Raw genomic sequence first — 25154 nt, 5'->3', positions numbered from 1 at the left:
TCACGTTAGAGGATGTTATGCAGCGGCTGTTGATTGGTTTTTGTGCTCTTTTTTCTTCTCTGGCGGCTCATGCCGCCCCGCTGACGCCCCCTCAGGGTGGCCAGTACGCCATCATGGTGCAGGGCAATAACGGCGTCGAGTTCGCCCGCCACGCGGATCAGATGATCGCCCCCGCCTCCACCATGAAGGTGCTCACCGCGCTGGCGGCCCGCCTCGAGCTGGGTGCCGACTTCCGCTTCGCCACTGACATTCAGGCCCAACCCGGAGCCAAACAGGGTGACACCATCAACGGCGATATCTGGATCAACTTCGTCGGCGACCCCACTCTGTCACGGATGGATCTGCTGGCCCTGTTCAAGCAGCTTGGCGTCAACCAGATCAAGGGCAACGTCTACGTCAACACTGGCGCCTACAACGGCTACGAGCGTGGCAACGGCTGGTCGTGGGGAGATCAGACCCTCTGCTTCGCCGCTCCTGTCTCCTCGGTCATCATCGACAAGAACTGCGCCTACGGCACCATCACTGCCACCCAGATTGGCAAACCGGCGGTGGGCAATGTGGCTACCGGCGTCCCCATCGGGGTCGGGGCCGACAACGTGGAGGTGATGAGCTATGGCGACATGGCGCGCCAGTTCTGCGCACTGGAAGTGGACATGGCCAAGGGCAACTTCTACGAGCTCAAGGGCTGCATCACCCCGAATAAAGAGCCGCAGGGGCTGCGTTTCGCCATCCACGACGTGGAAGCCTGGGGCTGGGACAATATCCGCTGGGCGATGAACCGGGCCGGTATCAAGCATGATGGCCTGCTGCGGGTCACCCACAAGGCCCCTGAAGGGGCAGAGACGCTGGGCACCCACTACTCGGTCTCCCTGCCGGTGATGCTCGCCAAGATGCTGAAGAAATCGGACAACCTCTACGCCGATACCTTCCTCAAAACCGTGGGCCGTCACTACTACAACAAGCCGGGCAGCTATCGCAGCGGCACCATGGCGGTGCGCGCCATTCTGACCAAGAACGGTATCGATCTGGGCAACGCCACTCTGGCTGACGGCTCCGGTCTCTCCGCTCACAATCTCATCAGCGCCCGTCAGATGATGTCGGTGCTGAACTTCATCCAGAAAAATGATGCCGAGCTTGGCCTGATCAAGCTGCTGCCGAGCTCTCAGGTAGATGGCACCCTGGCGTGGCGCCGCAGTGTCACCGCCCCCATGATGAAGAACAAGGTCCACGCCAAGACCGGCACCATCACCGGCACCTCCAATCTGGTGGGCTTTATCGACACTGCGGGCGGCCAGCGCAAGGCGTTCGTGATGTTCCAGCGCGGCCTGTCCCAAGATCCGGCCACCCATGAGCGCTACCGTGCCAGCAAGGCGCCGTGGCCCTGGACTGTATTCGAGAAGGGGGTGCTGGAGAGCATCTATCAGCAGCAGCCGATCCAGATCGCCGATGAGAGCTGAGCCAATAGGCCCACTCGAATCAGGGTATCGATAATTTCGGCTTCAAGTCGCCACGAGGCAGGGCTATGCTGTTGCCTGCCTCATATCAACGGCCATACATAAACGGCTTAAAAAACGGAGAGAAAATATGTTTGCAGTGATTTTTGGTCGCCCGGGTTGCCCCTACTGTGTCCGTGCCGTACAGATCGCCGAGCAGCTGACCGAACAGCGCGATGACTTCAAATTCCGCTACGTGGATATCCATGCCGAAGGGATCACCAAAGAAGATCTGGCCAAGAGCGCCGGCAAGCCGGTCAATACCGTGCCGCAGATCTTCCTGGATGAGCAGCACATCGGCGGCTGCACCGATTTCGAAGCCTACGCCAAAGCGAATCTGGGTCTCTACCAGTAATGCCTGCGGGTCATCCCGAGCGGGTTGACCGCCAGAACGTATAAAAAATCCGGCGCCATCAGGCGCCGGATTTTTTATTAGCGGAACTCGCACCATCCCTTGTCAGGAAGTCACAGACTGGGGTCAGGGAGTCACAGACTGGGCGGCAAAGCGCGCAATGATGGGGTTGTGATCCGAACTGTCGGTCGCCGGTGAGCTCACCTCGACCAAATCCAGATTGCGGTAGTAGAGGTGATCCAGCGGGCGACCGAAGGCGGTTCGGCGCAAGTCAGGCACCGGCACGGCCTCTTGCAGACCCAGCTCGTCCACCAATTTATTCAGCCAGAACTGGCGCTTGTCGCTCCAGGTGTTGAAATCACCGGCCAGGATCACCGGCCCCTGATGGCGGCGCACCAGCGCAGTCAGATCGTTGAGCTGCTCGCGGAAGGTAGCCATCCCCAGTTCGAAGTTGACCGCATGGATATTGATGACCATGACGCCATCAGGATCGCCCTGCAGCGGATAGAGGCTGACCAGCCCGGATTTGGGGATGCGCAGCAAAGGTTCGGGGGAGCGCACGCCACAGACGAACGCCTGCGGGGTCTTGGCCACCGTCATCACCCCGAACGAGACGCCGCCCTGGGTGAAGGCTTGCAGCTGTTGCCACTGGAAATCACCGGCGCGCAGCCAGTCGAGCATATCGGGACGGGTGGCCGACTCTTGCAGCAGCACCAGATCCTGCCCCTTGGCATAACTGTCCATCCCTTCGCGCCAGTTTTTGCGCTGGCCCTTGTAGAGATTCCACACCGTCACCCCGAATTCACGGGGCAGCGCCGTGGTCGCCAACGCTACCAGCGGCGGACGCTGGCAGTCGAGTCCCGGCACAATCCCTTGAGCTGTGACCAGATGGTTCTGATCCGGCACCTCAAAACAGCCTACCAACCCCAGGGTCAGCAGGGAGGTGCCAAGAATGCGATAACTATTTTTCATTGGCTAACAACCGCCCGCCTTTGCTTTTTGTTGCGACCATCACAAACGTCATCCACGCCGACTAAGCTGATAGTCCCTGTTCCACCCAACCAGAAGGACCTTGTCTCATGGCGAAAGAACTTCGGTACAACGTGACGTTTTATGATCAACAAGGAAATTGTCATCAAGTGGAGCTGTCCACCGTCTACCAGATAAGACGGGACCCTCAATGCGATCTCTGCCTGTTCGACACCCTGCAATATGTGGGCTCGGAAGAGATGCTGGAACGCATGATACGGCAAAAAACCGGGCTTGAGCAGGAAATATCCATCATCAATGCCCGGCTGATTTAATCAGACACTCACCGGAACCGGGCGGGATTTGCCATGTTCGTCGATGGCGACATAGGTGAAGATCCCCTCGGTCACGCAGTAACGCTGGGCATCGTTTTCCCGCAGTACCGGCTTGACCCACACCTCCAGCTTGAGCTTCATGGAGCTGCGGCCGATCTTCATGCAGCGGCCGTAGCAGCAGACCACATCGCCCACCTTGACCGGACTGTGAAAGGTCATGCCTTCGACGGATACGGTACAAATACGTCCTTTTGCCAGCTCCTTGGCCATAATGCCCCCACCTATATCCATCTGGGACATGATCCAACCACCAAAGATGTCGCCATTGGGGTTGGTATCGGCTGGCATTGCCAGGGTTCTCAGCAACAACTCCCCATCGGGGTGACGTTTTGTATCTACCATCATTACCGCCTCTCTCTCATGGATGGCGGCATGATAGGGGGCGATCACCCCCTTGGCAAACCTCAATTGCCCGAGGCGGCGAGCTCGGCAAACCAGTGGGCCGGATCGGGCCAGCGATAGTTGAATCCCATCTGCTGGCAAATCAGCTGACCATCGATGGGCTGAAATTCACCGGCAGGCTCGATAAAGACCGGCGCGGGCAGCCCCTGCTGGCGAGCCGCAAAGGGGTAGAACTGCTCGCGGCGCGGATGCACAGGCGCGCTCAGGTTGAAGACATCCCCGTCCTTGCCCCGCTCCAGCAGCAAGATGCAGGCCGCCACCACATCGTCCAGATGAACCAGATTGACCGACTGCTCGCCGCCATCGAGAGTCTTGCCCGCCAGAAAACGGCCGGGATGGCGATCTGGGCCATAAAGTCCGGAGGGGCGCACTATCATCACCGTCTCGAAACCGGCCGCCAGCACCGCCTGCTCCGCCGCCAGCATCCGCTCGCCACGGGCATGGCGGGGTTGCGGTTCTTCCCCCTCCTGCTGCCCTGCACCCCACACTGAGGTGGCGCTGACAAACAGCACCCGCCGGGTACCACTTGCTTTGGCAAGCTGACAGGCCTTTGCCACCGCCTGCGGGTAGTCATCGGTCTTGCTGGGCGGTACGCAGATAACCAGCGATTCGCAGGGGATGGGCCACGCATCCGACATATGGGCAGAAATCGTCAGCGGATGGGCGTTGATCCCCTCCCCCTGCAGACGGGCCGCCTTCTCGGCACTGCTGACCGTCACCGCTACCTGCTTGCCTGCCGCCAGCAGGGCCCGCGCCAGCGGTAGCCCCAGCCACCCCGCACCCAGAATGCCGATCGTCCCGGCGATATCTTGTTCTGTCATCGTCCCTTCTCCTGCTTGACGCTATGTGCCCCGCAGCTTACCTGCCGTTACATAAAAAGAAAAACACAATAGGTACGAAATACTGACGGAATATATGGCACCTTTGAGAATGAAACTGCAATGTAAAAACACATAACGTAAAATAAAATAGAACCGACAAAACATACATTTACAGGCCAATCATTCCATCAAAGCCGCTTAACAATAAAAACTGCTAAGTTATCTAAGTGCAACCGTGATATTTTTATAATGACTTAAGCTTTTTCCTAACCACCTTTAATTCATTATTTGCAATTTCCAACCAAGACGGTGAAGATATTGCCGAATTTTGATAGATATAGTTTAAGTATTTTAAAACCTGCTCCGGCCCATTTAAAGCACTAATCTTGTATAGTTTTACGGCATAACTAACCCTATCTAACTCCATATTATTTATGGACAAGCTAGATTGCATATGCATTACAATATTTCTCTCATCTACAATATCGGCAACAGCATTTCTTAAAGTGCTATGAGTTTTAAGAGGCTGGACATTGAAGATCTGTGGAGCGAGTTGGAAAATTTTTGGCCTAATAGGTATTGATGGATCAGATGCAATTTTGTCAGCTGCAATAATTCTATCCGGCTTGCCAGGTCGCTCTAGTTTCAGTTGTGAAACCTTGCCATTTTCTGTTCCGTATAAAATAAATGACTTGTTAACCCATGATTCTATAGCTCCGATTGAAAATGTGATAGCTGCCATTGCTTGCTGACACATTGCGAAAAATAATTTCATATTTTCTCCCGAAGAGTCCACTTCAGGCAATTTGTCAAAATTTGACTTTTGTACTTTAATACCTTTCTTTAATATTTCTGCTTTTACAGCCGCATCAAGAGAATTGAAAAACATAAGAGCTTCAAACTCTGGAGGTGGAACTCGCATATTGTAGCCATTAAAGCAACCTTGAGAGGATAGAATCGTAATCTTACTTCCCCCTTCAGCCAACTGCACATTGGGTAATATCACGTCATGTGCCAATGATATATTCTTATCTTCTAATAAATGTTCCATTTTTACCTTGCGTGATAATGTTAAGCTTTCCGGTTTTAAGTTAAAGAATTAATGTAATGGTCTGTTTTTTCCGCATATATCCTGCCCAGCTTCCTCTAACATATCAACACATCATTTTTGATTTCACCAACACAACGCCTGTAGTTGCTATCAGATAGTGAGGAGTGACATCCAATAGTCTCCCGAGACAATAAGCGGGCCAGTGGCCCGCTTGGTTATATTTCACTCACCCCATCCTCATACCGGCGGATGGAAATGGCTGGCTTCGCGGGTGGCCATCTCCTCATAGGTGGCCCACTTCTGCCACGCAACTTTTTGTGCCACCTGCATCAGCCGTTCAGCCTCCTCCGGATGGCTCTGGGCCAGCACCCGATAACGGGTCTCCTCCTGCCGGTATTCCGCAAGGGGGATGGAGGGACGCAGGCTGTCGAGACTGAATGGGTTCTGCCCCGATCTGCGCAATACCGGGTTGTAGCGCATCAGCGGCCAGTGACCGGAGGCCACGGCCCGTTTTTGCTGGGTCAGGCCAAACTCCATATCAATACCGTGGGCGATGCAGTGGCTGTAGGCGATGATCAGCGACGGGCCCGGATAGGCTTCGGCCTCACGCAAGGCCTGCAGCGCCTGCTGCGGGTTGGCACCAAAGGCGATGCGGGCAACATAGACGTTGCCGTAGGAGATGGCCTGCAACGCCACATCCTTCTTGGCCAGCGTCTTGCCTCCCGCCGCGAACTTGGCGACGGCGCCGAGCGGGGTCGATTTCGACATCTGGCCGCCGGTGTTGGAGTAGACCTCGGTATCCATCACCAGCACGTTCACATCGCGGCCGGAAGCGAGCACATGATCGAGCCCCGATGAGCCGATGTCATAGGCCCAGCCATCGCCGCCAATAATCCAGACCGAGCGGCGCACCAGTTGATCAATCAAGGAGAGCAGCTCGCGGGCCTTGCCGGACTTCACCTCCTCCAGCCGCTCCCGCACTTGCGCGACCCGGGTACGCTGGGCACGGATCTCCGACTCCAGCCGCTGCGGGGCGTTGATAAGCGACTCGACCAATGCCTCCCCCAGCTCCCCCTTCATCGCTTCAAGGGCCGCCACCGCCTGCCCGTGATGCTGATCGGCGGTGAGACGAAAACCAAAGCCAAACTCGGCGTTGTCTTCGAACAGGGAGTTGGACCAGGCCGGCCCCTTCCCTTCCCCGTTCTTGGCCCACGGCGTGGTCGGCAGGTTACCGCCGTAGATGGAGGAGCAACCGGTGGCATTGGCCACCAGCATGCGATCGCCAAACAGCTGGGTCAGCAGCTTGAGATACGGAGTCTCGCCACAGCCGGCGCAGGCACCGGAGAACTCGAACAGGGGTTCGAGGAACTGGGCACCGCGCACCGTGGAGAAATCCACCCGCTCGCGGGCAGGCCACGGCAGACTCTCGAACCAGCGCAGCGCCTGTTTCTGGCCAGCCAGATGGGGCGCCTTGTCCATCATGGTGATGGCGCGCTCGCCCTCGTGTTCCTCATCGGCCCCGACCCGCACCGGACAGGCCTGCACGCACTGACCGCAGCCGGTGCAATCCTCCGGATAGAGTTGCAGGGTGTAGCGGCTGTCGGGGAAGCCCTTGGCGGTAACGGGCACCGACTGGGCTGCCTCGGGGGCGGTCGCCAGCCAGTCCTGATGGTAGAACTTGGCCCGCAGCGCCGCGTGGGGGCAGACAAAGACACAGTTGCCGCACTGGATGCAGATATCGGAGTGCCAGATCGGGATCTCGCGGGCGATATCCCGCTTCTCGAAGCGACTGGTGGCGGTGGGGTAAGTGCCATCCACCGGCAACATGGAGACCGGAATAAGATCGCCACGCCCCGCCAGCATCTCGCCGGTGACCCGCTGGACAAACTCGCTGCCACCCGGTGCCAGCGGTAGCGGATAGTCGCTGATCTGCTCCTCACCGGCCGGGATGGCCACCTGATGGAGATGAGCCAGAGTGTCATCCACCGCCGCGAAGTTGCGCTCAACCACTTCGGGCCCCTTGCGGGCATAACTCTTCTCGATGCTCTCCTTGATCAGCGCAATGGCCTCATCCCGCGGCAAGACTCCGGCCAGCGCGAAAAAGCAGGTCTGCATAATGGTGTTTATGCGATTGCCCATGCCGTTTTGCTCGGCCACCCGATCCCCATCGATGCAGTAGAGGCGGATATCGAGGGCGCGAATGCGGGCACGCAGCCGCTCGGGCAGCTGGCCCCACACCTTGTCAGCCTCGTAGGGGGCATTGAGCAGCAGGGTCGCCCCTTCGGCGGCGTGCTCCAGCAGATCGACCGATTCGACAAAGCCCCACTGATGGCAGCCGATAAAGCTCGCCTGCTCGATAAGCCAGGGGGCGTCGATGGGCTCGGGGCCAAAGCGCAGGTGGGAGACGGTGCGCGAGCCCGACTTTTTGGAGTCGTAGACGAAGTAGCCCTGGGCGTGGAAGCCCTCCAGCTCACCGATGATCTTGATGCTGTTCTTGTTGGCGCCCACCGTGCCGTCGGCACCGAGGCCGAAGAAGAGCGCCCGCACCCGGCTGGCAGGCTCCAGATCGCCGATGGGGTGCCAGGCCAGACTGAGGCCCGACACATCATCGACAATCCCCACCGTAAAGCGGGGGCGCGGCGCATCGGATGCCAACTCCTCGAACACCGCCGCGCACATGGCGGGGGTGAACTCTTTGGAAGAGAGGCCATAGCGACCGCCGCTCAGCCAGGGCAGCCGCTTGATAAGGCCGCGCTGCAAACCGTCGATAAGGGCGCTCTGCACATCCAGCAGCAGCGGCTCGCCGCCCGCCCCCGGCTCCTTGGTGCGATCCAGCACCGCCATGCGCCGCACGCTCTGCGGTAGCGCATCGAGCAGCGCCTGTACCGGGAAGGGGCGATAGAGGCGCACAACCAAGACCCCGGTCTTGCGATCCTGTTGATTGAGCCAATCCACAGTCGTGCGGGCGGTGGCCGCTCCCGAGCCCATCAGTACGATGACGTCGGTGGCATCGGGCGCGCCGTGGTACTCCACCAGCCGGTAGTGGCGGCCGGTCAGCTCGCCGAGATTGTCCATGCACTGCTGCACCCGCGCCGGTACCGCTTCGTAGAAGGGGTTGACGCTCTCGCGGGACTGGAAATAGGTATCCGGGTTCTGGGCGGTACCGCGCATCACCGGATGATCCGGGTTGAGGGCCCGCGCACGGTGGGCGCGTACCCAATCGTTGTCGATCAGCGCCCGGATCTCATCCCGATGCAGGGCGGTGATCTTGTTCACCTCGTGGGAGGTACGAAAGCCGTCGAAAAAGTGGATAAAGGGCACCCGGCACTGCAGGGTGACGCTGTGGGCGACCAAGGCCAGGTCCTGCGCCTCCTGCACCGAGCCGGAGGCGAGCATGGCAAAGCCGGTGCTGCGCGCCGCCATCACGTCCTGATGGTCACCAAAAATCGACAGCCCCTGCGCCGCCAGCGAGCGGGCCGCCACATGGAACACCGCCGAAGTCAATTCACCGGCGATCTTGTACATGTTGGGCAGCATCAGCATCAGCCCTTGACTGGCGGTGAAGGTGGTGGCGAGCGCCCCCGCCTGCAGGGCGCCGTGTACCGTGCCGGCCGCCCCCCCTTCACTCTGCATCTCCACCACGGTGGGGATGTTGCCCCACAGGTTGGTCTGCCCTTCTGCCGCCCAGGCATCGGCCAGTTCGGCCATAGTCGAGCTCGGGGTGATGGGGTAGATGGCACACACTTCGCTCAGCTGGTACGCCACCCGAGCCGCGGCTTCGTTACCGTCGACCATGATCAATTCATGTTTCATAGGGACTCCTGTGGTTGGCGCAGCTCGATGGCGTGACAAGGGCACTGATCATGACAGGCACCGCAGCCGGTGCAGCGCTCGGCATCCACCTGATACCCCTTGCCCGGCCCCAGCTTGGCTATGGCCTGCTCGGGGCAACTGCCATAGCAGCCGTCGCACTCGAAGCAGTTGCCGCAGGAGTAGCAGCGCGCCGCCTCGTAGCGGGCGGCCACCTCATCCAGCCCGCCGATGATCTCGCCAAAGTCATCCCGCGCCCACGCCGGTTTGACCGGCTGACTGCTGGCCGGAGCGTGGGTCTGGAACCAGAGCTGCAACTGCTCTGGCCCCACCAGCGGGTAGGAGACCATCTTTTGGTAGTGGCGACCGCGCAGCCAGGCATCCATATGGCGCGCCGCCTTCTTGCCATGGCCGGTGGCGATGGTGACGGTGCGCTCGGAGGGCACCATGTCGCCGCCCGCAAACAAACCCGGCACATCCGTCATCAGGTTACCCGCTACCTGCACCACTCCCTCCTTGTTGACCCGCACGCCGGGAATGCTCTCCAGCACCGAGAGGTCGACCTCCTGACCGAGCGCCAGAATAAGGGAGTCCGCTTCGAGAGTTTCAAACTTGCCGGTGGGCACCGGCTTGCCCTCGGCATCCAGCGCCATCACCTCCACCTCGATATGGGTATTGTCGAGCTGGCGGATGCTGCGCAGCCAGTTGATCTTGATCCCCTCCTCCTCGGCCTCGTCGGCTTCAAAGGCGTGAGCAGGCATATGGTCCCGGTCGCGGCGGTAGATGATCATTGCCTCTTCAACGCCCAAACGGCGGGCGGTACGGGCCGCATCCATGGCGGTATTGCCACCCCCATAAATCGCTACCCGCCGTCCCAGTTTGGGGGGCGGCAAGCCCTGCTCTTCGGCCAGACTGGCCTGCTCTAGGAAACTCACCGCATCGAGGATCTTGCCCGCTTCCCGGGCCGGAATATCGACCCGCTTGGCCAGATGGGCGCCGATGGCCATAAAGACGGCATCAAAGCCCCCCTCGTCGCGCTCGCGCAGCACATCCTCCACCTTGTGGTTGAGGGTCAGGGTGACACCAGCAGCCACGATGCGGGCCACCTCCCGATCCAGCACGTCGCGGGGCAGACGGTAGGCGGGAATGCCAAAGCGCAGCATGCCGCCAGCAAGCGGCCCCGCTTCGCGGATCTCCACCTGATGACCGAGCCGGTTGAGGTGCCAAGCGCAGGAGAGACCTGAGGGACCAGCGCCTATGACCAGCACCTTCTTGCCGCTGGCAGGGGCAGGTGGCGCAGGCTGCCAACCACGGGCCAGCGCTTCGTCGCCGAGGAAGCGTTCGATGGCGTGGATAGAGACGGATTCATCCACCTGACCGCGGTTGCAGGCGCTCTCGCAGGGGTGATAGCAGACCCGGCCATGGATGGCGGGCAAGGGGTTCTCTTCGATCAGGGTCTGCCAGGCCGCCTCAAAACGGCCGGCCTGCGCCAAAGAGAGCCAGGCCTGGATATTTTCTCCGGCCGGGCAGGCGTGATTGCAGGGTGGCAGGGCCGGCCGCCAAACGGGTAGCCGGGTACGCACCGGGCCTGTTCCCGTTTTCAGGGAGAGATCCGGCAATGGGGTCATGTCCAGTTGTTTGCTCATACATTGCTTTCTTCTTTTTGTGTGACAGGCCCCACCCGATGGCGCTTGATACCGTGTAGCCGAAGCGGACGGTGGCCGGATGGGGAAGAAGCGAAAGCGTTAGAAACTGGGAACTGAGTCGATAATGGCCGCTTTTTTGTACTGATTAGCGAATCAGGATCAAAAAATGTTGCACTTTATGGTTCATAGAGACCAGAACGTGACTCAAGTAACATCTTCTCCAGCTGACCGCTGGCTTTCAGTTTGGCGAGCCCCCGATTGAAGGTTTTGATCAGCTCGTCAGCGTTGGCACGCTTGCGGCTGATCAGCAGGTGGCCTTCAACTTTCATCACGGGTTTTGAATGGGTTGCAAAGAGATCGACCGTGCTGGCCGGGTAGAACTGACGCAGGGAGTAGTAGCCGACATCGATGTTCTCCAGGGTCAGGTCGGCGCGGCCGGAGAGCAGCAGATCAAAGCTCTGGCGCAGCCGGGTGACGAACTGCACCTGCAGCGGCACCTGCGCGATGGCTGCAAAAAAATCTGCATTGTAGGTATAGCCACTGACCGCAGCCAGCTTGCGATCCGCCAGATCCTGATAGCCACGCCATTCCAGCGGGTTTGATTTGAGATAGAACCAGACGTAGGTTTCGCTCAGGATGGGATCGCTGTAGAGATGGGTTTTGCGCCGCTCGCTCGACTCATACCAGTGGACAGTGCCATCCACCACTCCCTCCTCCGACAAGCGAAAGGCCCGCTTCCAGGGCAGAAACTGGAACTTGACGCTCACCCCTTCACTCCTGAATGCCTCGCTCACCACATGGGGGATAAGCCCCTGATATTTCAGCGTCTCGGAGCAGTAAGGGGGATACTCTCCCGTGGTCAGGGTCAGCTCCTGCGCCCAGAGCCCGTGGCAAAAAAGGCTCCCCGCCAGCAACCAGCTTATTTTCATCCCGATGCCCTCTTGTTCTCTTTTCCCAACTATAGACCGCCCCCTTGAAAGGATTGCCGGATCGCCGGGGAACCGTTATGTTCCCCTTTTTCTAGGCGATCGCGCCGCGTCACAAGGATATGAAGATGCCCAGGCTAGACAGCATTCACCTCTACCCCATCAAATCGACTGCAGGTATGCCGCTGGCTCGCGCCCGGGTGACCGAAGAGGGACTGGCAGGGGATCGCCGCTACATGGTGGTCAAACCGGACGGCACCTTTATCACCGCCCGTACCCATCCCCAGCTGCAACAGGTCGTGGCCACCCCCATCGAAGGAGGCTTGCAACTGCGCTATCCGGGCTTTGAACCGCTCACCCTGCAAGAGGCCGACTTCAGCTGCGCCCCGCAAGCTACCGGAGTCTGGAGCGACCGTTTCACCGCCCTGCACACCGACCCCAAAGCCGATGGGTGGCTGAGCCGGGTGGCAGGGGAAACGGTGCAACTACTCTGGCTGGGTGAGACCTCTGATCGCTTTCGCGAGAAGACCGGCACCCGGGTCAGCTTTGCCGACGGTTATCCGCTGCTGCTGATAAGCCAGGCTTCCCTTGAGGATCTCAATCTGCGCTCCGATGCGCTGCACCAGATGAGCCAGTTCCGCACCAATCTGGTGGCAAGCAATACCCAGCCCTTCGAGGAGGACAGCTGGGTGCGCATCCGCATCGGCGAAGTGGAATTTAAAGTGGTCAAGCCCTGCAGCCGCTGCATCATGACCACGGTGGAAGCGGGCACCGATCGTTTCAACGCCCTGAAAGAGCCGCTGGCCACCCTTACCCGCTACCGCCGTGGCGAGGATGGCGAGGTCTACTTCGGCCAGAATCTGGTGGCGCTGAACGAGGGCTGGATTGAGGCAGGCAGCGAGATAGAAGTGCTGGAGCGCACCCGTCCGGTGGTCTATCCCGCCGCCGCGCCGAAGAAGCGGGAGCTGGTCTGCATGGCCCGCGAACCGCTGGCGCGGGCTCTGGAGACCTTCTGGTTCGAAGCAGCCGATGGCGAGCCTCTGCCCGACTACCTGCCGGGCCAGCATCTGCCCATCAGCCTCGATATCAAAAATGAACGGATCCAGCGGCGCTATACCCTGAGCTCCACGCCGGATCACCCGGAGCGTTACGGCATCAGCGTCAAGAAGGTGAAGGGTGGCCGCATCTCCCACTGGCTGCACCAGCAGTTGCAGGTGGGTGATCGGCTGCTGGCCGCCAACCCCGCTGGCGATTTTCACCTAGGCCGCGAGCGCAACCTCCTGTTGCTCTCCGCAGGCTCCGGCGTCACCCCCATGCTGGCGATAGCCCGCACCCTGGCGCTACGCGGGGAGCTGGAAGAGGTTCACTTTATGCACCTGTGCCGCAGTGAAGCGGACATTCCCGCCGCCAGCGAACTGTACGCCATGGCGCAGCAGGGCATGACCCTCACCATTATCCTGAGCCAGCCGGACAATCACTGGCAGGGGCTGCAAGGGCGACTCAATGATGAGCATCTGCGACTGGTCAAAGGGTTGGCCGAAAAAGAGGTCTTTATCTGCGGCCCCCACGGTTTTATGGCCGATGCTGCCGCCAAAGTTGCGGCCCTCGGCGTTCCGGCCGCACGGATCAAACAGGAGAGTTTTGGCGGCGCCATTCTCTCGGTGGCCCGCCCCCATCAGGCGGTACAACTGCGTATCGGCGCCCAAGCCTTTACCGGCAACAATCAGGGCACTGTGCTGGATCAGGCCAACAAGCAAGGCGTAGAGCTGCCCTGGAGCTGCCGCGCCGGGATCTGCGGCAGTTGCAAACAGACGCTGATCTCGGGCGAGGTGGATCACCCCGACGCCCCCGCCATCAGTGCCGCCGAGCGGGCAGAGGGCAAAATCCTCACCTGCTGCGCCGTACCGCTCACAGACATCGTCATCAAATAAGGTGATCGAGCCACGAAAAGGCTGGCTGGGCCCCGATCCTGGCCGACCTTTTCCCCCCTGTCGACCCGCGGTTCCTCCATTCTCGTCTCTTTCTCGCCCCGCCTGCGCAACCATGCCGACGATGACTTCTATACTCACAGCAATAACAACAAAACCCCTCCGACGTAGCGGCCTTTGCCGTCTGACCAAGGGGGTTACCCGGTGAGAATAAGGACGCTCAAACCATGGAACAGAACAAACCCGCCTTTCAACTCAACCTCTTGCTCTCCGTGATCACCCTGATCCTGCTGTCACTGGTGTTTTTCGCCTACAGCTGGGCGGGTAAACAACTGGAAGAGAGTTATCGACAACAATATCTCTCCTACCTGCTGGCCGACGAGCTGCGCCAATCCTCCGATGACCTGACCCGACTCGGTCGCACCTACGTCATCACCAAGGATCCAGCCTACGAGCAGCAGTACATGCGGATACTGGCCATTCGCAACGGCGAACAGCCGAGACCGGATGGCTACAACCGTATCTATTGGGATTTTGTCGCGGCCAACGGCCAGAATCCTCGCCCCGACAGCAATGTTCGCCGCGGCCTGATCGATCTGATGAAGGATGCCGGTTTCACCGATGCTGAACTCGCCAAGCTCAACGAGGCCAAGAACAACTCGGATGCACTGGTCAACACCGAGGTGGCTGCCTTCAAACTGGTGCAGCAGACGGACGGTGATCTGGCCGCCAACCAGCAGAAGGCCATCGCCATGATGCATGACAAGGCCTATCACCAGAACAAGGGTCGCATCATGTCACCCATCGACGATTTCTACGTGATGATGGAGGGGCGCAACCAGGAGGCGGTCGAGAGTGCCACCGCCAATACCGACATGCTGCGCTACCTTTTTATCGCTCTGGGCCTGGTATTGATGTTCTTCCTCTGGCGCACCTATCGCTCCCTGCTCGATCTGGTGGGCACCTCGGTCGAACAGCTCAAGACCGATCTCCATCTGCTGGCGGAAGGGGATTTCTCCCGCCCCATCAAGGTGCCCCAAGGCTCGAAAGAGAGTCTTATCGGCCTGCTTGGCACCACACAGAGCACCCTCAAGGGGATCATCGGCAAGGTATCCCACTCCACCGAGGAGTTGTCCAATTCGGCCGACAGCATCGCCCAGATAGCGGAGCAGACCGCCCAGTTCGCCACCGATCAGCAAACCAGTACCCAGACCATGGCCGCCGCCATCGAAGAGCTGGTGGTGAGCATCAGCCACCTCTCCGACAATGCCAGCCATGCAGACGAGCTCAGCAAGGTCTCAGCCGACACGCTGGAGGAGGGCTCCGGGGTCATCAAGGAGACGCTTGGCAGCATCGAGAATATCTCCACCACGGTCGGTGAAGCAGCCAGCACCATCGCAGAACTCAACAGCCATACCCAGCAGATCTCGGAGATCATCGGCGTGATCCGCGGCATCGCCGATCAGACCAACCTGCTGGCCCTCAACGCGGCTATCGAGGCGGCGCGGGCCGGTGAGCAGGGACGTGGCTTTGCGGTGGTTGCCGACGAAGTACGCAATCTGGCCAGCCGCTCGGCGGCCTCGACCCAGCAGATCACCGGGATGATCAGCAAGATCCAGAGCGGGGCGGATGCCTCTATCCGCAGCATGGAGAACACGGTCAACAACGTCTCCCGCGGGGTCACACTGGCCAACCAGACCGGGCAGGCAATCGCCAGCATCCAGAGCCACGCCTCCAATCTCACCGGTCTGATGGGAGAGATCAGCCACACCCTGCGCGAGCAGTCCACCGCCGCCAACGAGGTGGTCTCTACCGTCGGCAACATCACCTCCCTCTCGGAACAATCGGGGGATGCCGCCCGCCACGTGTCCCAAGAGGCAGCCAAGCTCAAGCAGCTGTCACGGGTGCTGCGCCAGGAGATGGGGCACTTCAAGCTTTAAAGAAGGCTGCAAAACAAAACGGCTGCCCCAAGGCAGCCGTTTTTTATGCGGGGTTATCCCCTGTCATTCAGTATCTATCAACCACGCAGGGCGGCGATACGCTGCTCAATGGGCGGGTGGCTCATGAACAGTTCGCTCATGGAGCGCTTGCCGTTGATGCCAAAGGCCATCATGGAGCCTTCCAGCTGCGGCTCGGCACCGCGGGAGAGGCGCTCAAGGGCGGCAATCATCTTGTCGCGACCTGCCAGCTTGGCGGCACCGGCATCGGCACGGAACTCGCGCTGACGGCTGAACCACATGACGATGATGGAGGCCAGAATGCCGAACAACATCTCCAGCACAAACACGGTGATCATGTAGGCAAAACCACCGGTGCTGCTGCTCTCTTCCTCGTTGTTGGAACTGAAGAAGTTGCTGATGACGCCAGCCACGATGCGGGCGAAGAACATCACGAAGGTGTTCACCACCCCCTGGATCAGGGTCAGGGTCACCATGTCGCCGTTGGCAACGTGGCTCACCTCGTGGGCCAGTACCGCTTCCGCCTCGTCACGGCTCATGCTGTAGAGCAGGCCGGAGGAGACCGCCACCAGCGAATCATCTCGGCGGGCGCCGGTCGCAAAGGCGTTCATCTCGGGAGAGTCGTAGATCCCCACTTCCGGCATCTTGATACCCGCTTCGCGGGCCTGACGGGCAACAGTGCTCACCAGCCAGTGCTCGGTCTCGTTACGGGGTTGCTCGATGACCTGGACGCCATAGCTGCGCTTGGCCATCCACTTGGACATCAGCAAGGAGATAAAGGAACCCCCAAAACCGAACACGGCACAGAACATCAACAGCCCGGAAATGCTGGACTTGTTGATCCCCAGAACCGAGAACAGGATATTGAGTACCACCCCCAGCACCAGCATGACGGCCAGGTTGGTCACCAGGAATAGCATAATTCGCTTCATATAGACTCCTTGTGAGAATTAAAGACACGGAGAGAGATCACTCGACCTCCCTATCTCCATGTTATGGATGAATTTTAGGGAGACTCGATGAATGTTCGCTGAATGTGACGTCACAAGAGCGGAGAGATATCAAGCCGCCCCTGCAAATCAGCCTCAAATGGATTGTTTATAAAGGGAATTTCCCCCAGAAACGGGGCCGGTAACATCCCCCTCAGGGTGTCCAGATTTTCCTGATAGTGGCTCATGGCACTGTGAAGGCGATTAATAACCCATCCCGCCACTGGCAACCGATCGTTGCGAATGGCAGCAAAGGTGAGCAGTGCATGGTTGAGACAGCCCAGCTTGGCCCCCACCACCAAAATCACCGGCATGTTCTCCTGCTTCACCCAATCCGACAGCAGATGCTTGCGATCCAGCGGCAGATACCAGCCCCCCGCCCCTTCCACTACTGCAAGCTCGGCCCCTGCCTGTTCAATCTTGCGCAGCCCCTCGCTCAGCCCCTGCATGGTAATGGGCTGGCGCGCCTCGCTGGCAGCGATATGGGGCGCAATCGGCGGCTCATAGGCAAAGGGATTGACCACCTCATAAGGCAGCTGAACACTCGCCGCCTCCTGCAACAGAACAGCGTCGAGGTTGCGCAATCCATCGGGTGTTCGGGCACACCCTGCCGAGATAGGCTTGTAGCCGGCACAGCGGATCCCCTGTGCGCTGAATTCGCGCAGCAGAGTGCGTGCCACCAGCGTCTTGCCCGCATCGGTATCTGTGCCGGTGATAAAGAATGATTTCATATGGTTCTCTCCTTGGCAGGGAGTGGCTCACTGCCCTGCACACACTGCAATTCCCGGCGCTCAGCAAGGCTTGCTGAGGCGACCGAGACACACCCGATAACTGGCGACCAACCTGCCATCGGGCTGGCGAAATGCTTCATATGCCTGAGCCAGCTGCTGCAATCTGGCGCGACCGCTCAGACCGGCCGGGGCGGCGCCCCCTTGATTGTCGTTGATCTGATTGGCCCCAATCCCCTTGAGATCGCGCAACAACTGCGGCAATTCAAGATAGGCGAGATCCCAGGTGATACAACGCAGCTCGGGAGCAGATACCCCGGCGCTAGCCAGCGCCTGCTCCAATTGTGGCAGGCTGAGGAAGCGATTGACATGGGCGCGACCATCAAGCTGCTGCCAGGCGGCTCGCAACTGCCAGAGCGACTCATCGAGCAGGGTCGAGAAAAAGATCTGGCCGCCCGGTTTGACCACCCGCAGCAGCTCGCCAAAAGCCTGGGCCGGACGCTCGCACCACTGCAGCGCCAGACTGGAGAAAACCCAGTCGAACGCGCTGTCGGCGAAAGGAAGCTGCTCCGCATCGCCGCAGAGCAAGCGAGCACCGCTGCCACGCAAGGCGGCCTGCGCCAGCATGCCGGGGGCGAGATCAAGCCCCACCAGCTGGTGACAACGGTTCGCCAGTTGGGGCAAGAAAAAGCCGGTGCCGCAGCCCAGATCCAGCCCGCTCACCGTCAGATCAGTGCCAACCGGCCTGCTCGGCATCCATTCCATCAACGCCTGCCCCACCTCCTGCTGAAAGCGGGCATGGGCGTCGTAGTGACGGGCCGCCGCCCCGAAACGACGGGCGAGCTGCGCCTTGTCCACCGTTTGAAAACGCTCAGCCATGGCAAGCCTCCCCAACCGTTGTCGCTGCAGGGCAAACCCCCAAGGCATCGAGCAGGCGATCCACATCCTGCTCGCGGTGGGCTGCACTCAGCGTAATGCGCAGCCGGGCCGTACCGACCGGCACAGTGGGCGGGCGGATGGCGCCAGCCCAGACACCGCGCACCCGCAGCCGTTCAGCCAGTTGCAGGGCGGTGCTGCTCTCCCCCACCAGCAGCGGCTGGATCGGGGTATCGCTCGCGCCAAGCTGCCAACCCAACGCCTCTGCCCCTTGCCGGAAGCGAGCGATCAGCTGGCCAAGATGGGCGCGGGACTCATCAGCCGCGCGCACCAGTTCGATGCTCTTGCTGACCGCGCAAGCCTGCGCGGCGGGCATATGGGTGCTGTAGACATAGTGGCGGGCAAAGTTGACCAGATACTCCACCAGCTCGCGACTGCCGCCGACAAAGGCACCGGCGACGCCAAGCGACTTGCCAAAAGTGCCCATCTGGATATGTACGCTGGCAGGTTGAACCCCTTGTGCCGCCAGGGTGCCGCGCCCCTCGGATCCCAGCACACCAAGACCATGGGCATCGTCGATCATCAACCAGTTGCCGCTTTGGGCGGCGAGGGTTGCGAGCTCGCGCCAAGGGCCCTGATCCCCGTCCATGCTGAACACCCCTTCCGAGACAATCAGTCCGCGATTTGGCTCAAGCTGCCGTTCAAGGGCCGCCATGTCGTTGTGGGCAAAGCGCTTCATCTTGCAGGGGAGCTGGCTGCCCATCTCCTGCAGGGAGGCGTGGTTGAGTTTGTCCTGCCACAGCAGATGATCCTTGCCGAGCAGGGCTTTGAGCACCGCCTGATTGGCGGAAAAACCGCAGTTGAAGAGCAGCACCGCCTCCACCCCGAGCCACTCGGCCAGGGTCTTCTCAAGCTCTTGGTGGGCATGACTGTAACCGGTCACCAGCGGCGAAGCGCCGGAGCCCGTGCCATAACGCTCAATCCCCGCGTTGAAGGCGGCCTTGATGGCGCCGTGATCCGCCAGTCCCAGATAGTCGTTGGCGGAAAAGTTGAGGTAGTCGCGCCCTGCAACCCTGAGCCGCCCGCCACTCGCCCCGTCGGTCGCGATGCGGTTGCGCAGCAGACCCGCCTGCTCGCGCTCGGCCAGCGCCGTGCCCAACACAAAGGGGCCCGTTACTGCAGGGCCGTTCATGACCGAGCGGCCCCTGCACGGGGGCGAGTGGCGTCATAAAACATCTCGGTGGGCTCGCTCTGGCGACTCACCTCGGCCAGCAGCTCCTCTTCTTGAACCTGATCCGGCTTCTGGGCCCGCTGGGCGGGGCGAATGCCGAGCCGCTTGAACAGCTGCATGTCGCTGTTTTCGTCCGGGTTGGGGGTGGTCAGCAGTTTGCAGCCGTAGAAGATGGAGTTGGCCCCCGCCATAAAGCACATCGCCTGCATCTGCTCGTTCATCTTCTCCCGCCCGGCAGAGAGGCGCACATGGGAGGCAGGCATCATGATCCGTGCCACGGCGATGGTGCGGATAAATTCGAACGGATCGAGGTTCTCCTGATCCTCCAGCGGCGTCCCCTTCACCTTGACCAGCATGTTGATGGGCACACTCTCCGGGTGACGGGGCAGATTGGCGAGCGCCATCAAGAGGCCCGCCCGATCTTTCGCCTGCTCGCCCATACCGACGATACCGCCGGAGCAGACCTTCATGCCGGCGCTGCGCACATGCTCCAGGGTATCGAGCCGGTCCTGATAGGTGCGGGTGGAGATGATCTCGCCGTAAAACTCCGGCGAGGTGTCGAGGTTGTGGTTGTAGTAATCGAGCCCCGCGGCCCCCAGACGCGCCGCCTGATCGGCGGTGAGCATCCCCAGCGTCATGCAGGTCTCCATGCCGAGCCCGCGCACCTCCTCGATCATCCGGATGATGTAGGGCATGTCCTTCTCTTTGGGATTGCGCCAGGCGGCCCCCATGCAGAAACGGGACGAGCCGTTGGCCTTGGCTTCGCGGGCCCGCTCCAGCACCTTCTCCACCTCCATCAGCCGCTCGGCCTCAAGACCGGTGTGGTAACGGGCGCTCTGGGGACAATATTTGCAATCTTCCGGGCAGGCGCCGGTCTTGATGGAAAGCAAGGTGCTCACCTGCACTTCGTTCGGGTCAAAGTGGGCGCGGTGGACGGTCTGGGCCTGAAACAGCAGATCGTTGAACGGCAGGGCAAACAGGGCCTGAACCTCGGCGAGGGTCCAGTCATGACGAAGGGCGTGACCGCCCGCGGTGAGAGCATTCATACATGGCTTCCGGTTGTTATTAGTGGGATCCTGCGCCCGCCATCTTGGGATGGACGGCCACAGAACCCGCCGCCGGGCCCGCGCGCTCAAGGTGATGCGCAGTGCCAAGTGGCTGAAATTGTTGGCTAGTGTAGAGAGCACGCGTAGACTGTCAACACCGACCAGATCAAACCAATTGACAACAGAACAACAAATGACCAACCAAGAATTCGACCTGCACCACATCTGGCACCCCTATACCTCCCTCACTCACCCCCTGCCCTGCTATGAAGTGGCCAGCGCCAAAGGGGTGACCATCACCCTCAGCGACGGCCGTGAATTGGTGGATGGCATGAGCTCCTGGTGGGCTTGCGTGCACGGCTATCAGGTGCCGGAACTGGACGCCGCCGCCACCGCCCAGCTCGGCAAGATGTCTCACGTAATGTTTGGCGGCCTCACCCACGCTCCGGCGGTCGAGCTCTGCCGCAAGCTGGTGGAGATCACTCCGAAGGGGCTTGATCGGGTATTTCTGGCTGATTCCGGCTCGGTGGCAGTGGAAGTGGCGCTCAAGATGGCCCAGCAGTACTGGCACGCCAGGGGGACGCCCAGAGCCAAATTTGTCGCCCTGCGCAACGGCTATCACGGCGACACCTTTGGCGCCATGAGCGTCTGCGATCCCGATGGCGGCATGCATGAGCTCTACAAGGGATTCCTGCCGGAGCACCATTTTGTCGACGCGCCCAGCTGTCGCTTCCACGCCGAGTGGGATGAACAGTGCGTGGTGGAGCTGGCGACACTCATGGCCGATCATCACGAGGAGATCGCCGCCATCGTGCTTGAGCCCATAGTGCAGGGCGCTGGCGGCATGCGCTTCTACCATCCCCGCTACCTGCAGTGGGTACGCGCCCTGTGCGACGAGTTCGGCGTGCTGCTGATTGCCGACGAGATTGCCACCGGCTTTGGCCGCACCGGCCAGCTGTTTGCCTGCGACTGGGCGGGGATCAGCCCCGACATCATGTGTCTGGGCAAGGCGCTTACCGGCGGCTACCTCACCCTCTCGGCGACCCTGACCACCGAGCATGTCGCCCGCACCATCTGTGACGGCAAGGCCGGCGTCTTTATGCACGGCCCCACCTTTATGGGCAATCCCCTCGCCTGCGCGGTGGCCAACGCCTCCATCGAGTTGCTGCTGACCTCACCTTGGCAGGAGCGGGTGCGCACCATCGAGCATCAGCTGCGAACAGAACTGGTAGAGCTGACCCTGCACCCGGCGGTCGCGGATGTGCGGGTGCTCGGCGCCATCGGGGTGGTGGAGATGAAAGAGCGGGTGGATGTAGCGCGCATCCAGCGCAAGTTTGTCGAACTGGGCGCCTGGATCCGCCCCTTTGGCAAGCTGGTCTACCTGATGCCCCCCTTCGTCATTACCCCTGAAGAGTTGCGGGTATTGACCGGCGCCATCCGTCAGGCCATCACCGAAGGCGAGTTTTAATGCATGCAGCGGGCGGCCATCGCAGCCGCCCGTTTGACTACCGGCATTTGATATATAAAGAGGGCAACTTTATCCACTTCAGTGCAGTTTCACTTGCCGTAATGTGAGCAAAACACCAGACCTGAGGCCTCAAGAGGGGTAAACTGCTGCGGTTTTACCATCAAGAAAGACTGCTCATGCGCCTCTCCATTGCTGCCAAAATCAACTTTTTCCTGCTCTTCATCTTCTCCATGGTACTGGTCTTCTCCGCAGCCTATCAGGCGGTGCGCGAGCGCGATCTCATCCTGACCCTCATCAAGGAGCAGAGCCGCGAGCAGACCGAAGCCTACTTTGATGGCCTCAACATGCTGATGCTGACCGGCAAGATGGATGCCCGCGATACCCTGCGCGGCAAGTTTCTCGACCACGCCCATGTGGAGGATGCCCGCATCGTTCGTGGCGATGCGGTGAGCAAACAGTTCGGGCCAGGACGGGAGACAGAACAGGTAAAAGATGAGTTTGATGAGCTGGCTCTGGCGGGCAAAGGGAGTCTGGAGGTGGTGCACAACGGCATGCACAGCCGTCTGGTGGTCACCCGACCACTACTGGCCAAGAAGGATTTTCGCGGCACCGACTGCACCAGCTGTCATCTGGTGCCGGAGAACACTGTGTTAGGGGCCGTGCGCTTTGACTACTCCCTCGATTCGCTGTTTACCCGGGTCGAGCAGAATATTCTCACCTCGGCGCTCATTCTCACCGGCATCTTCGGGATGGGACTGCTGCTGACCCTCTGGGTCATCCGCACCTGGATCGTGCGCCCTCTCAACCAGTTGACCCGCTCCATGGAAGAGGCCACCGACCTGCACGACTTCGGTCATCGGCTGGAGGGGGATGACGGCGACGAGATTGGCCGGGTGGCGGTGGCCTACAACCAGATGCTCGACAGCGTGGAGCGCCAACTCGGCAAGCGACCGCTCGGCGGCAAGCCGGGAGCTCGCCCTGGCGAATAGCGGACCACACCGCCCGGCATCGGCTAACCGGTGTAATAGAACAGCAGACAAGCAATAAGGATCAGCAGCAGGATCGCCAGATTGACGTGATAGGCATCATCCCTGCGCCGACTGCGCCGCCGCTCCAGCAGCAGTACAGCCAGGGTCAGCAAGCTGCAACCCCACAGGCCATGCACCAACCAGGGAGTGAGTGCGGGATCCCAGTAATCGCGTACCTTGATGCCGCCGTAAACCAGAAAACCATATGCAATCTCCGGCCTAGCATAGTGATAGAGCGCAAGCAGCACGATAAAACCGCACCAGCAGATCAGCACCATTGCTCGCAACAGTCGTGTCAGCCAATCCGGCCCTTGTCGCCGCTCTTTCACTCGCATCTCCTGTCCCGAGGGAACCCTGCTTGGGTGAACCATGCTGAAAACCCCACCAGAGTCCGACATTTTTGCTTGTTTATCAAACCCGCGCGGGTAAGATTGACGGCTTAGTCTGCCATGGTGGGCCATCTGTGCCCGGGCCAGACTCCCTAGTGTTGCAAATAGCGCTGCAAGAACAAGCTGGAGACAATATTTCGATGACGCACGCATCCGTAGTTGATGTGCTGACCGGTAAATATGCGGTTGGCACCACCCTGACTGTACGAGGGTGGATCCGGACTCGCCGTGATTCCAAGGCGGGGATCTCATTTTTGGCCATTTCCGATGGCTCCTGTTTCCATCCGGTACAGGCCGTCGTCCCCAATACCCTGGCCAATTACGAGAATGAAGTGCTGCGTCTGACCACCGCCTGCTCCGTGGAAGTGACTGGCATCATCGCCGAATCCCAGGGCAGCGGCCAGGCTTTCGAACTGCAGGCCACCGATGTGAAGGTCGTCGGCTGGGTCGAAGATCCCGATACCTACCCGATGGCCGCCAAGCGCCACAGCATCGAGTACCTGCGTGAACAGGCCCACCTGCGTCCGCGCACCAACATCGTGGGTGCCGTGACCCGGGTTCGTCACTGCCTAGCGCAAGCCATCCACCGCTTCTTCCACGAAGAGGGTTTTGTCTGGGTAGCGACCCCGCTCATCACCGCCTCTGACACCGAAGGGGCCGGCGAGATGTTCCGCGTCTCTACCCTGGATATGGAAAACCTGCCGCGCACCGACGCCGGCAAGGTGGACTACAACGAAGATTTCTTCGGCAAAGAGGCCTTCCTGACCGTATCCGGCCAGCTGAACGCCGAAACCTATGCCTGTGCCCTCTCCAAGGTCTACACCTTCGGTCCTACCTTCCGCGCCGAAAACTCCAACACCAGCCGTCACCTGGCAGAGTTCTGGATGGTGGAGCCGGAAGTGGCCTTCAACAATCTGGAAGATAACGCCGCGCTGGCTGAAGCCATGCTGAAGTACGTCTTCAACGCCGTTCTGACCGAGCGTCGCGACGACCTGGAGTTCTTTGCCCAGCACGTGGACAAGGATGCCATCGGCCGTCTGGAGCGTTTCGTCGCCTCCGACTTCGCCCAGATCGATTACACAGATGCCATCGAAGTGCTGAAGAACTGCGGCAAGAAGTTCGAGTTCCCGGTCTCCTGGGGTATCGATCTCTCCTCCGAGCACGAGCGCTATCTGGCCGAGGAGCACTTCAAGTCTCCGGTGGTAGTGAAGAACTACCCGAAAGATATCAAGGCGTTCTATATGCGCCTCAACGACGACGGCAAGACCGTTGCCGCGATGGACGTACTGGCACCGGGCATCGGCGAGATCATCGGTGGCTCCCAACGTGAAGAGCGTTTGGAGGTGCTGGATGCCCGCCTGGCCGAGATGGGGCTGAAGCAGGAAGACTACTGGTGGTATCGCGATCTGCGCCGCTACGGCACAGTCCCGCACTCCGGCTTCGGTCTGGGCTTCGAGCGTCTGGTGGTTTACGTGACCGGTATGGGCAACGTCCGCGACGTGATCCCGTTCCCGCGTACTCCGCGTACCGCCGAGTTCTGATCAGCGGCATATTGCCACTACATTGCAAAAGCCGTCCTCAGGGTCGGCTTTTTTATTACCCCCGTTATGGGTAATACTCAGAACCAATCGACACAAGGAATGGGTCG

Annotated in this window: 21 protein-coding genes; 8 read left to right on the top strand and 13 right to left on the bottom strand. The window is 60.2% G+C overall.

Translation table 11 applies throughout. The annotated features are described in order from the left end of the window. Nucleotides 1-17 precede the first annotated feature (17 nt). Together dacB and G5229_RS00970 are read left to right on the top strand one after the other, a co-directional pair. Complete coding sequence (dacB, locus tag G5229_RS00975; RefSeq protein WP_421208089.1) at nucleotides 18-1457, top strand: D-alanyl-D-alanine carboxypeptidase/D-alanyl-D-alanine endopeptidase; 1440 nt, start codon at nucleotides 18-20, stop codon at nucleotides 1455-1457. 94 nt (nucleotides 1458-1551) lie between these two features. Then, nucleotides 1552-1848 (top strand): GrxA family glutaredoxin, encoded by a 297-nt coding sequence (locus G5229_RS00970; RefSeq protein WP_223849348.1) that lies wholly within the window; start codon nucleotides 1552-1554, stop codon nucleotides 1846-1848. A 123-nt stretch (nucleotides 1849-1971) separates the two neighbouring features. Here the strand turns inward: G5229_RS00970 and G5229_RS00965 are convergent, their stop codons facing one another. Continuing rightward, on the bottom strand, nucleotides 1972-2817 hold the full coding sequence (locus tag G5229_RS00965; protein WP_005337873.1) for an endonuclease/exonuclease/phosphatase family protein: 846 nt from the start codon (nucleotides 2815-2817) through the stop codon (nucleotides 1972-1974). 107 nt (nucleotides 2818-2924) lie between these two features. Between G5229_RS00965 and G5229_RS00960 the strand changes: the two genes are divergently transcribed. Next, nucleotides 2925-3149 carry a hypothetical protein gene (locus G5229_RS00960; RefSeq protein ID WP_005344394.1) on the top strand — a complete coding sequence of 75 codons (225 nt, stop codon included), beginning with the start codon at nucleotides 2925-2927 and terminating at the stop codon, nucleotides 3147-3149. Here the strand turns inward: G5229_RS00960 and yciA are convergent, their stop codons facing one another. The 6 genes from yciA to G5229_RS00930 all read right to left on the bottom strand — a co-directional run bounded on the left by yciA (nucleotide 3150) and on the right by G5229_RS00930 (nucleotide 11868). Next, on the bottom strand, nucleotides 3150-3554 hold the full coding sequence (gene yciA, locus G5229_RS00955) for an acyl-CoA thioester hydrolase YciA (RefSeq protein ID WP_421208088.1): 405 nt from the start codon (nucleotides 3552-3554) through the stop codon (nucleotides 3150-3152). 59 nt (nucleotides 3555-3613) lie between these two features. Further along, the gene (locus G5229_RS00950; RefSeq protein WP_421208086.1) at nucleotides 3614-4432 is read right to left on the bottom strand and encodes an NAD-dependent epimerase/dehydratase family protein; all 819 of its coding nucleotides are present in this window, start codon (nucleotides 4430-4432) and stop codon (nucleotides 3614-3616) included. 244 nt (nucleotides 4433-4676) lie between these two features. Next, the gene (locus G5229_RS00945; protein ID WP_421208084.1) at nucleotides 4677-5483 is read right to left on the bottom strand and encodes a hypothetical protein; all 807 of its coding nucleotides are present in this window, start codon (nucleotides 5481-5483) and stop codon (nucleotides 4677-4679) included. 237 nt (nucleotides 5484-5720) lie between these two features. Continuing rightward, complete coding sequence (gene nifJ, locus G5229_RS00940; RefSeq protein WP_421208082.1) at nucleotides 5721-9296, bottom strand: pyruvate:ferredoxin (flavodoxin) oxidoreductase; 3576 nt, start codon at nucleotides 9294-9296, stop codon at nucleotides 5721-5723. After that, complete coding sequence (locus G5229_RS00935) at nucleotides 9293-10939, bottom strand: NAD(P)-binding protein (RefSeq protein WP_421208080.1); 1647 nt, start codon at nucleotides 10937-10939, stop codon at nucleotides 9293-9295. The genes nifJ and G5229_RS00935 overlap by 4 nt, the downstream gene beginning before the upstream one ends. Nucleotides 10940-11115: 176 nt before the next feature. Next, complete coding sequence (locus G5229_RS00930; RefSeq protein ID WP_216954185.1) at nucleotides 11116-11868, bottom strand: substrate-binding periplasmic protein; 753 nt, start codon at nucleotides 11866-11868, stop codon at nucleotides 11116-11118. Nucleotides 11869-11993: 125 nt separating this feature from the next. Between G5229_RS00930 and G5229_RS00925 the strand changes: the two genes are divergently transcribed. Together G5229_RS00925 and G5229_RS00920 are read left to right on the top strand one after the other, a co-directional pair. Further along, on the top strand, nucleotides 11994-13796 hold the full coding sequence (locus tag G5229_RS00925; RefSeq protein WP_421208078.1) for an MOSC N-terminal beta barrel domain-containing protein: 1803 nt from the start codon (nucleotides 11994-11996) through the stop codon (nucleotides 13794-13796). A gap of 224 nt (nucleotides 13797-14020) precedes the next feature. Next, nucleotides 14021-15733, top strand: coding sequence for a methyl-accepting chemotaxis protein (locus G5229_RS00920; RefSeq protein ID WP_266134426.1), 1713 nt, complete (start codon nucleotides 14021-14023; stop codon nucleotides 15731-15733). A 77-nt stretch (nucleotides 15734-15810) separates the two neighbouring features. Here the strand turns inward: G5229_RS00920 and htpX are convergent, their stop codons facing one another. From htpX to bioB, 5 genes are all read right to left on the bottom strand, one after another. After that, on the bottom strand, nucleotides 15811-16683 hold the full coding sequence (gene htpX, locus G5229_RS00915) for a protease HtpX (RefSeq protein WP_069527876.1): 873 nt from the start codon (nucleotides 16681-16683) through the stop codon (nucleotides 15811-15813). A 110-nt stretch (nucleotides 16684-16793) separates the two neighbouring features. Beyond that, nucleotides 16794-17471: a dethiobiotin synthase gene (bioD, locus tag G5229_RS00910; RefSeq protein ID WP_227340888.1), complete on the bottom strand. Its 678-nt coding sequence runs from the start codon at nucleotides 17469-17471 to the stop codon at nucleotides 16794-16796. Nucleotides 17472-17531: 60 nt separating this feature from the next. Further along, nucleotides 17532-18347 carry a malonyl-ACP O-methyltransferase BioC gene (bioC, locus tag G5229_RS00905; RefSeq protein WP_421208077.1) on the bottom strand — a complete coding sequence of 272 codons (816 nt, stop codon included), beginning with the start codon at nucleotides 18345-18347 and terminating at the stop codon, nucleotides 17532-17534. Beyond that, on the bottom strand, nucleotides 18340-19536 hold the full coding sequence (gene bioF, locus G5229_RS00900) for an 8-amino-7-oxononanoate synthase (protein ID WP_421208076.1): 1197 nt from the start codon (nucleotides 19534-19536) through the stop codon (nucleotides 18340-18342). The genes bioC and bioF overlap by 8 nt, the downstream gene beginning before the upstream one ends. Then, nucleotides 19533-20621 (bottom strand): biotin synthase BioB, encoded by a 1089-nt coding sequence (gene bioB, locus G5229_RS00895; RefSeq protein ID WP_069527881.1) that lies wholly within the window; start codon nucleotides 20619-20621, stop codon nucleotides 19533-19535. The genes bioF and bioB overlap by 4 nt, the downstream gene beginning before the upstream one ends. 193 nt (nucleotides 20622-20814) lie before the next feature. Here bioB and bioA point away from each other — a divergent pair, with 193 nt between their 5' ends. Further along, on the top strand, nucleotides 20815-22089 hold the full coding sequence (gene bioA, locus G5229_RS00890; RefSeq protein WP_421208074.1) for an adenosylmethionine--8-amino-7-oxononanoate transaminase: 1275 nt from the start codon (nucleotides 20815-20817) through the stop codon (nucleotides 22087-22089). Between the two features lie 176 nt (nucleotides 22090-22265). Continuing rightward, nucleotides 22266-23078 (top strand): HAMP domain-containing protein, encoded by an 813-nt coding sequence (locus G5229_RS00885; RefSeq protein ID WP_216979127.1) that lies wholly within the window; start codon nucleotides 22266-22268, stop codon nucleotides 23076-23078. 23 nt (nucleotides 23079-23101) lie between these two features. Here G5229_RS00885 and G5229_RS00880 read toward each other — a convergent pair whose 3' ends face one another. Further along, nucleotides 23102-23452, bottom strand: coding sequence for a hypothetical protein (locus G5229_RS00880; RefSeq protein WP_216979128.1), 351 nt, complete (start codon nucleotides 23450-23452; stop codon nucleotides 23102-23104). 194 nt (nucleotides 23453-23646) lie between these two features. On the opposite strand from G5229_RS00880, the gene asnS reads away from it, so the two are divergent. Then, complete coding sequence (gene asnS / locus G5229_RS00875) at nucleotides 23647-25047, top strand: asparagine--tRNA ligase (RefSeq protein WP_005344365.1); 1401 nt, start codon at nucleotides 23647-23649, stop codon at nucleotides 25045-25047. The last annotated feature ends 107 nt before the right edge of the window (nucleotides 25048-25154 follow it).

Source organism: Aeromonas sp. 602396, from assembly GCF_049173735.1.
GTDB classification, from domain to species: domain Bacteria; phylum Pseudomonadota; class Gammaproteobacteria; order Enterobacterales; family Aeromonadaceae; genus Aeromonas; species Aeromonas veronii_A.
Note: the sequence above shows the minus strand (reverse complement) of the source record. Positions and strands in the feature narration are given on the sequence as shown.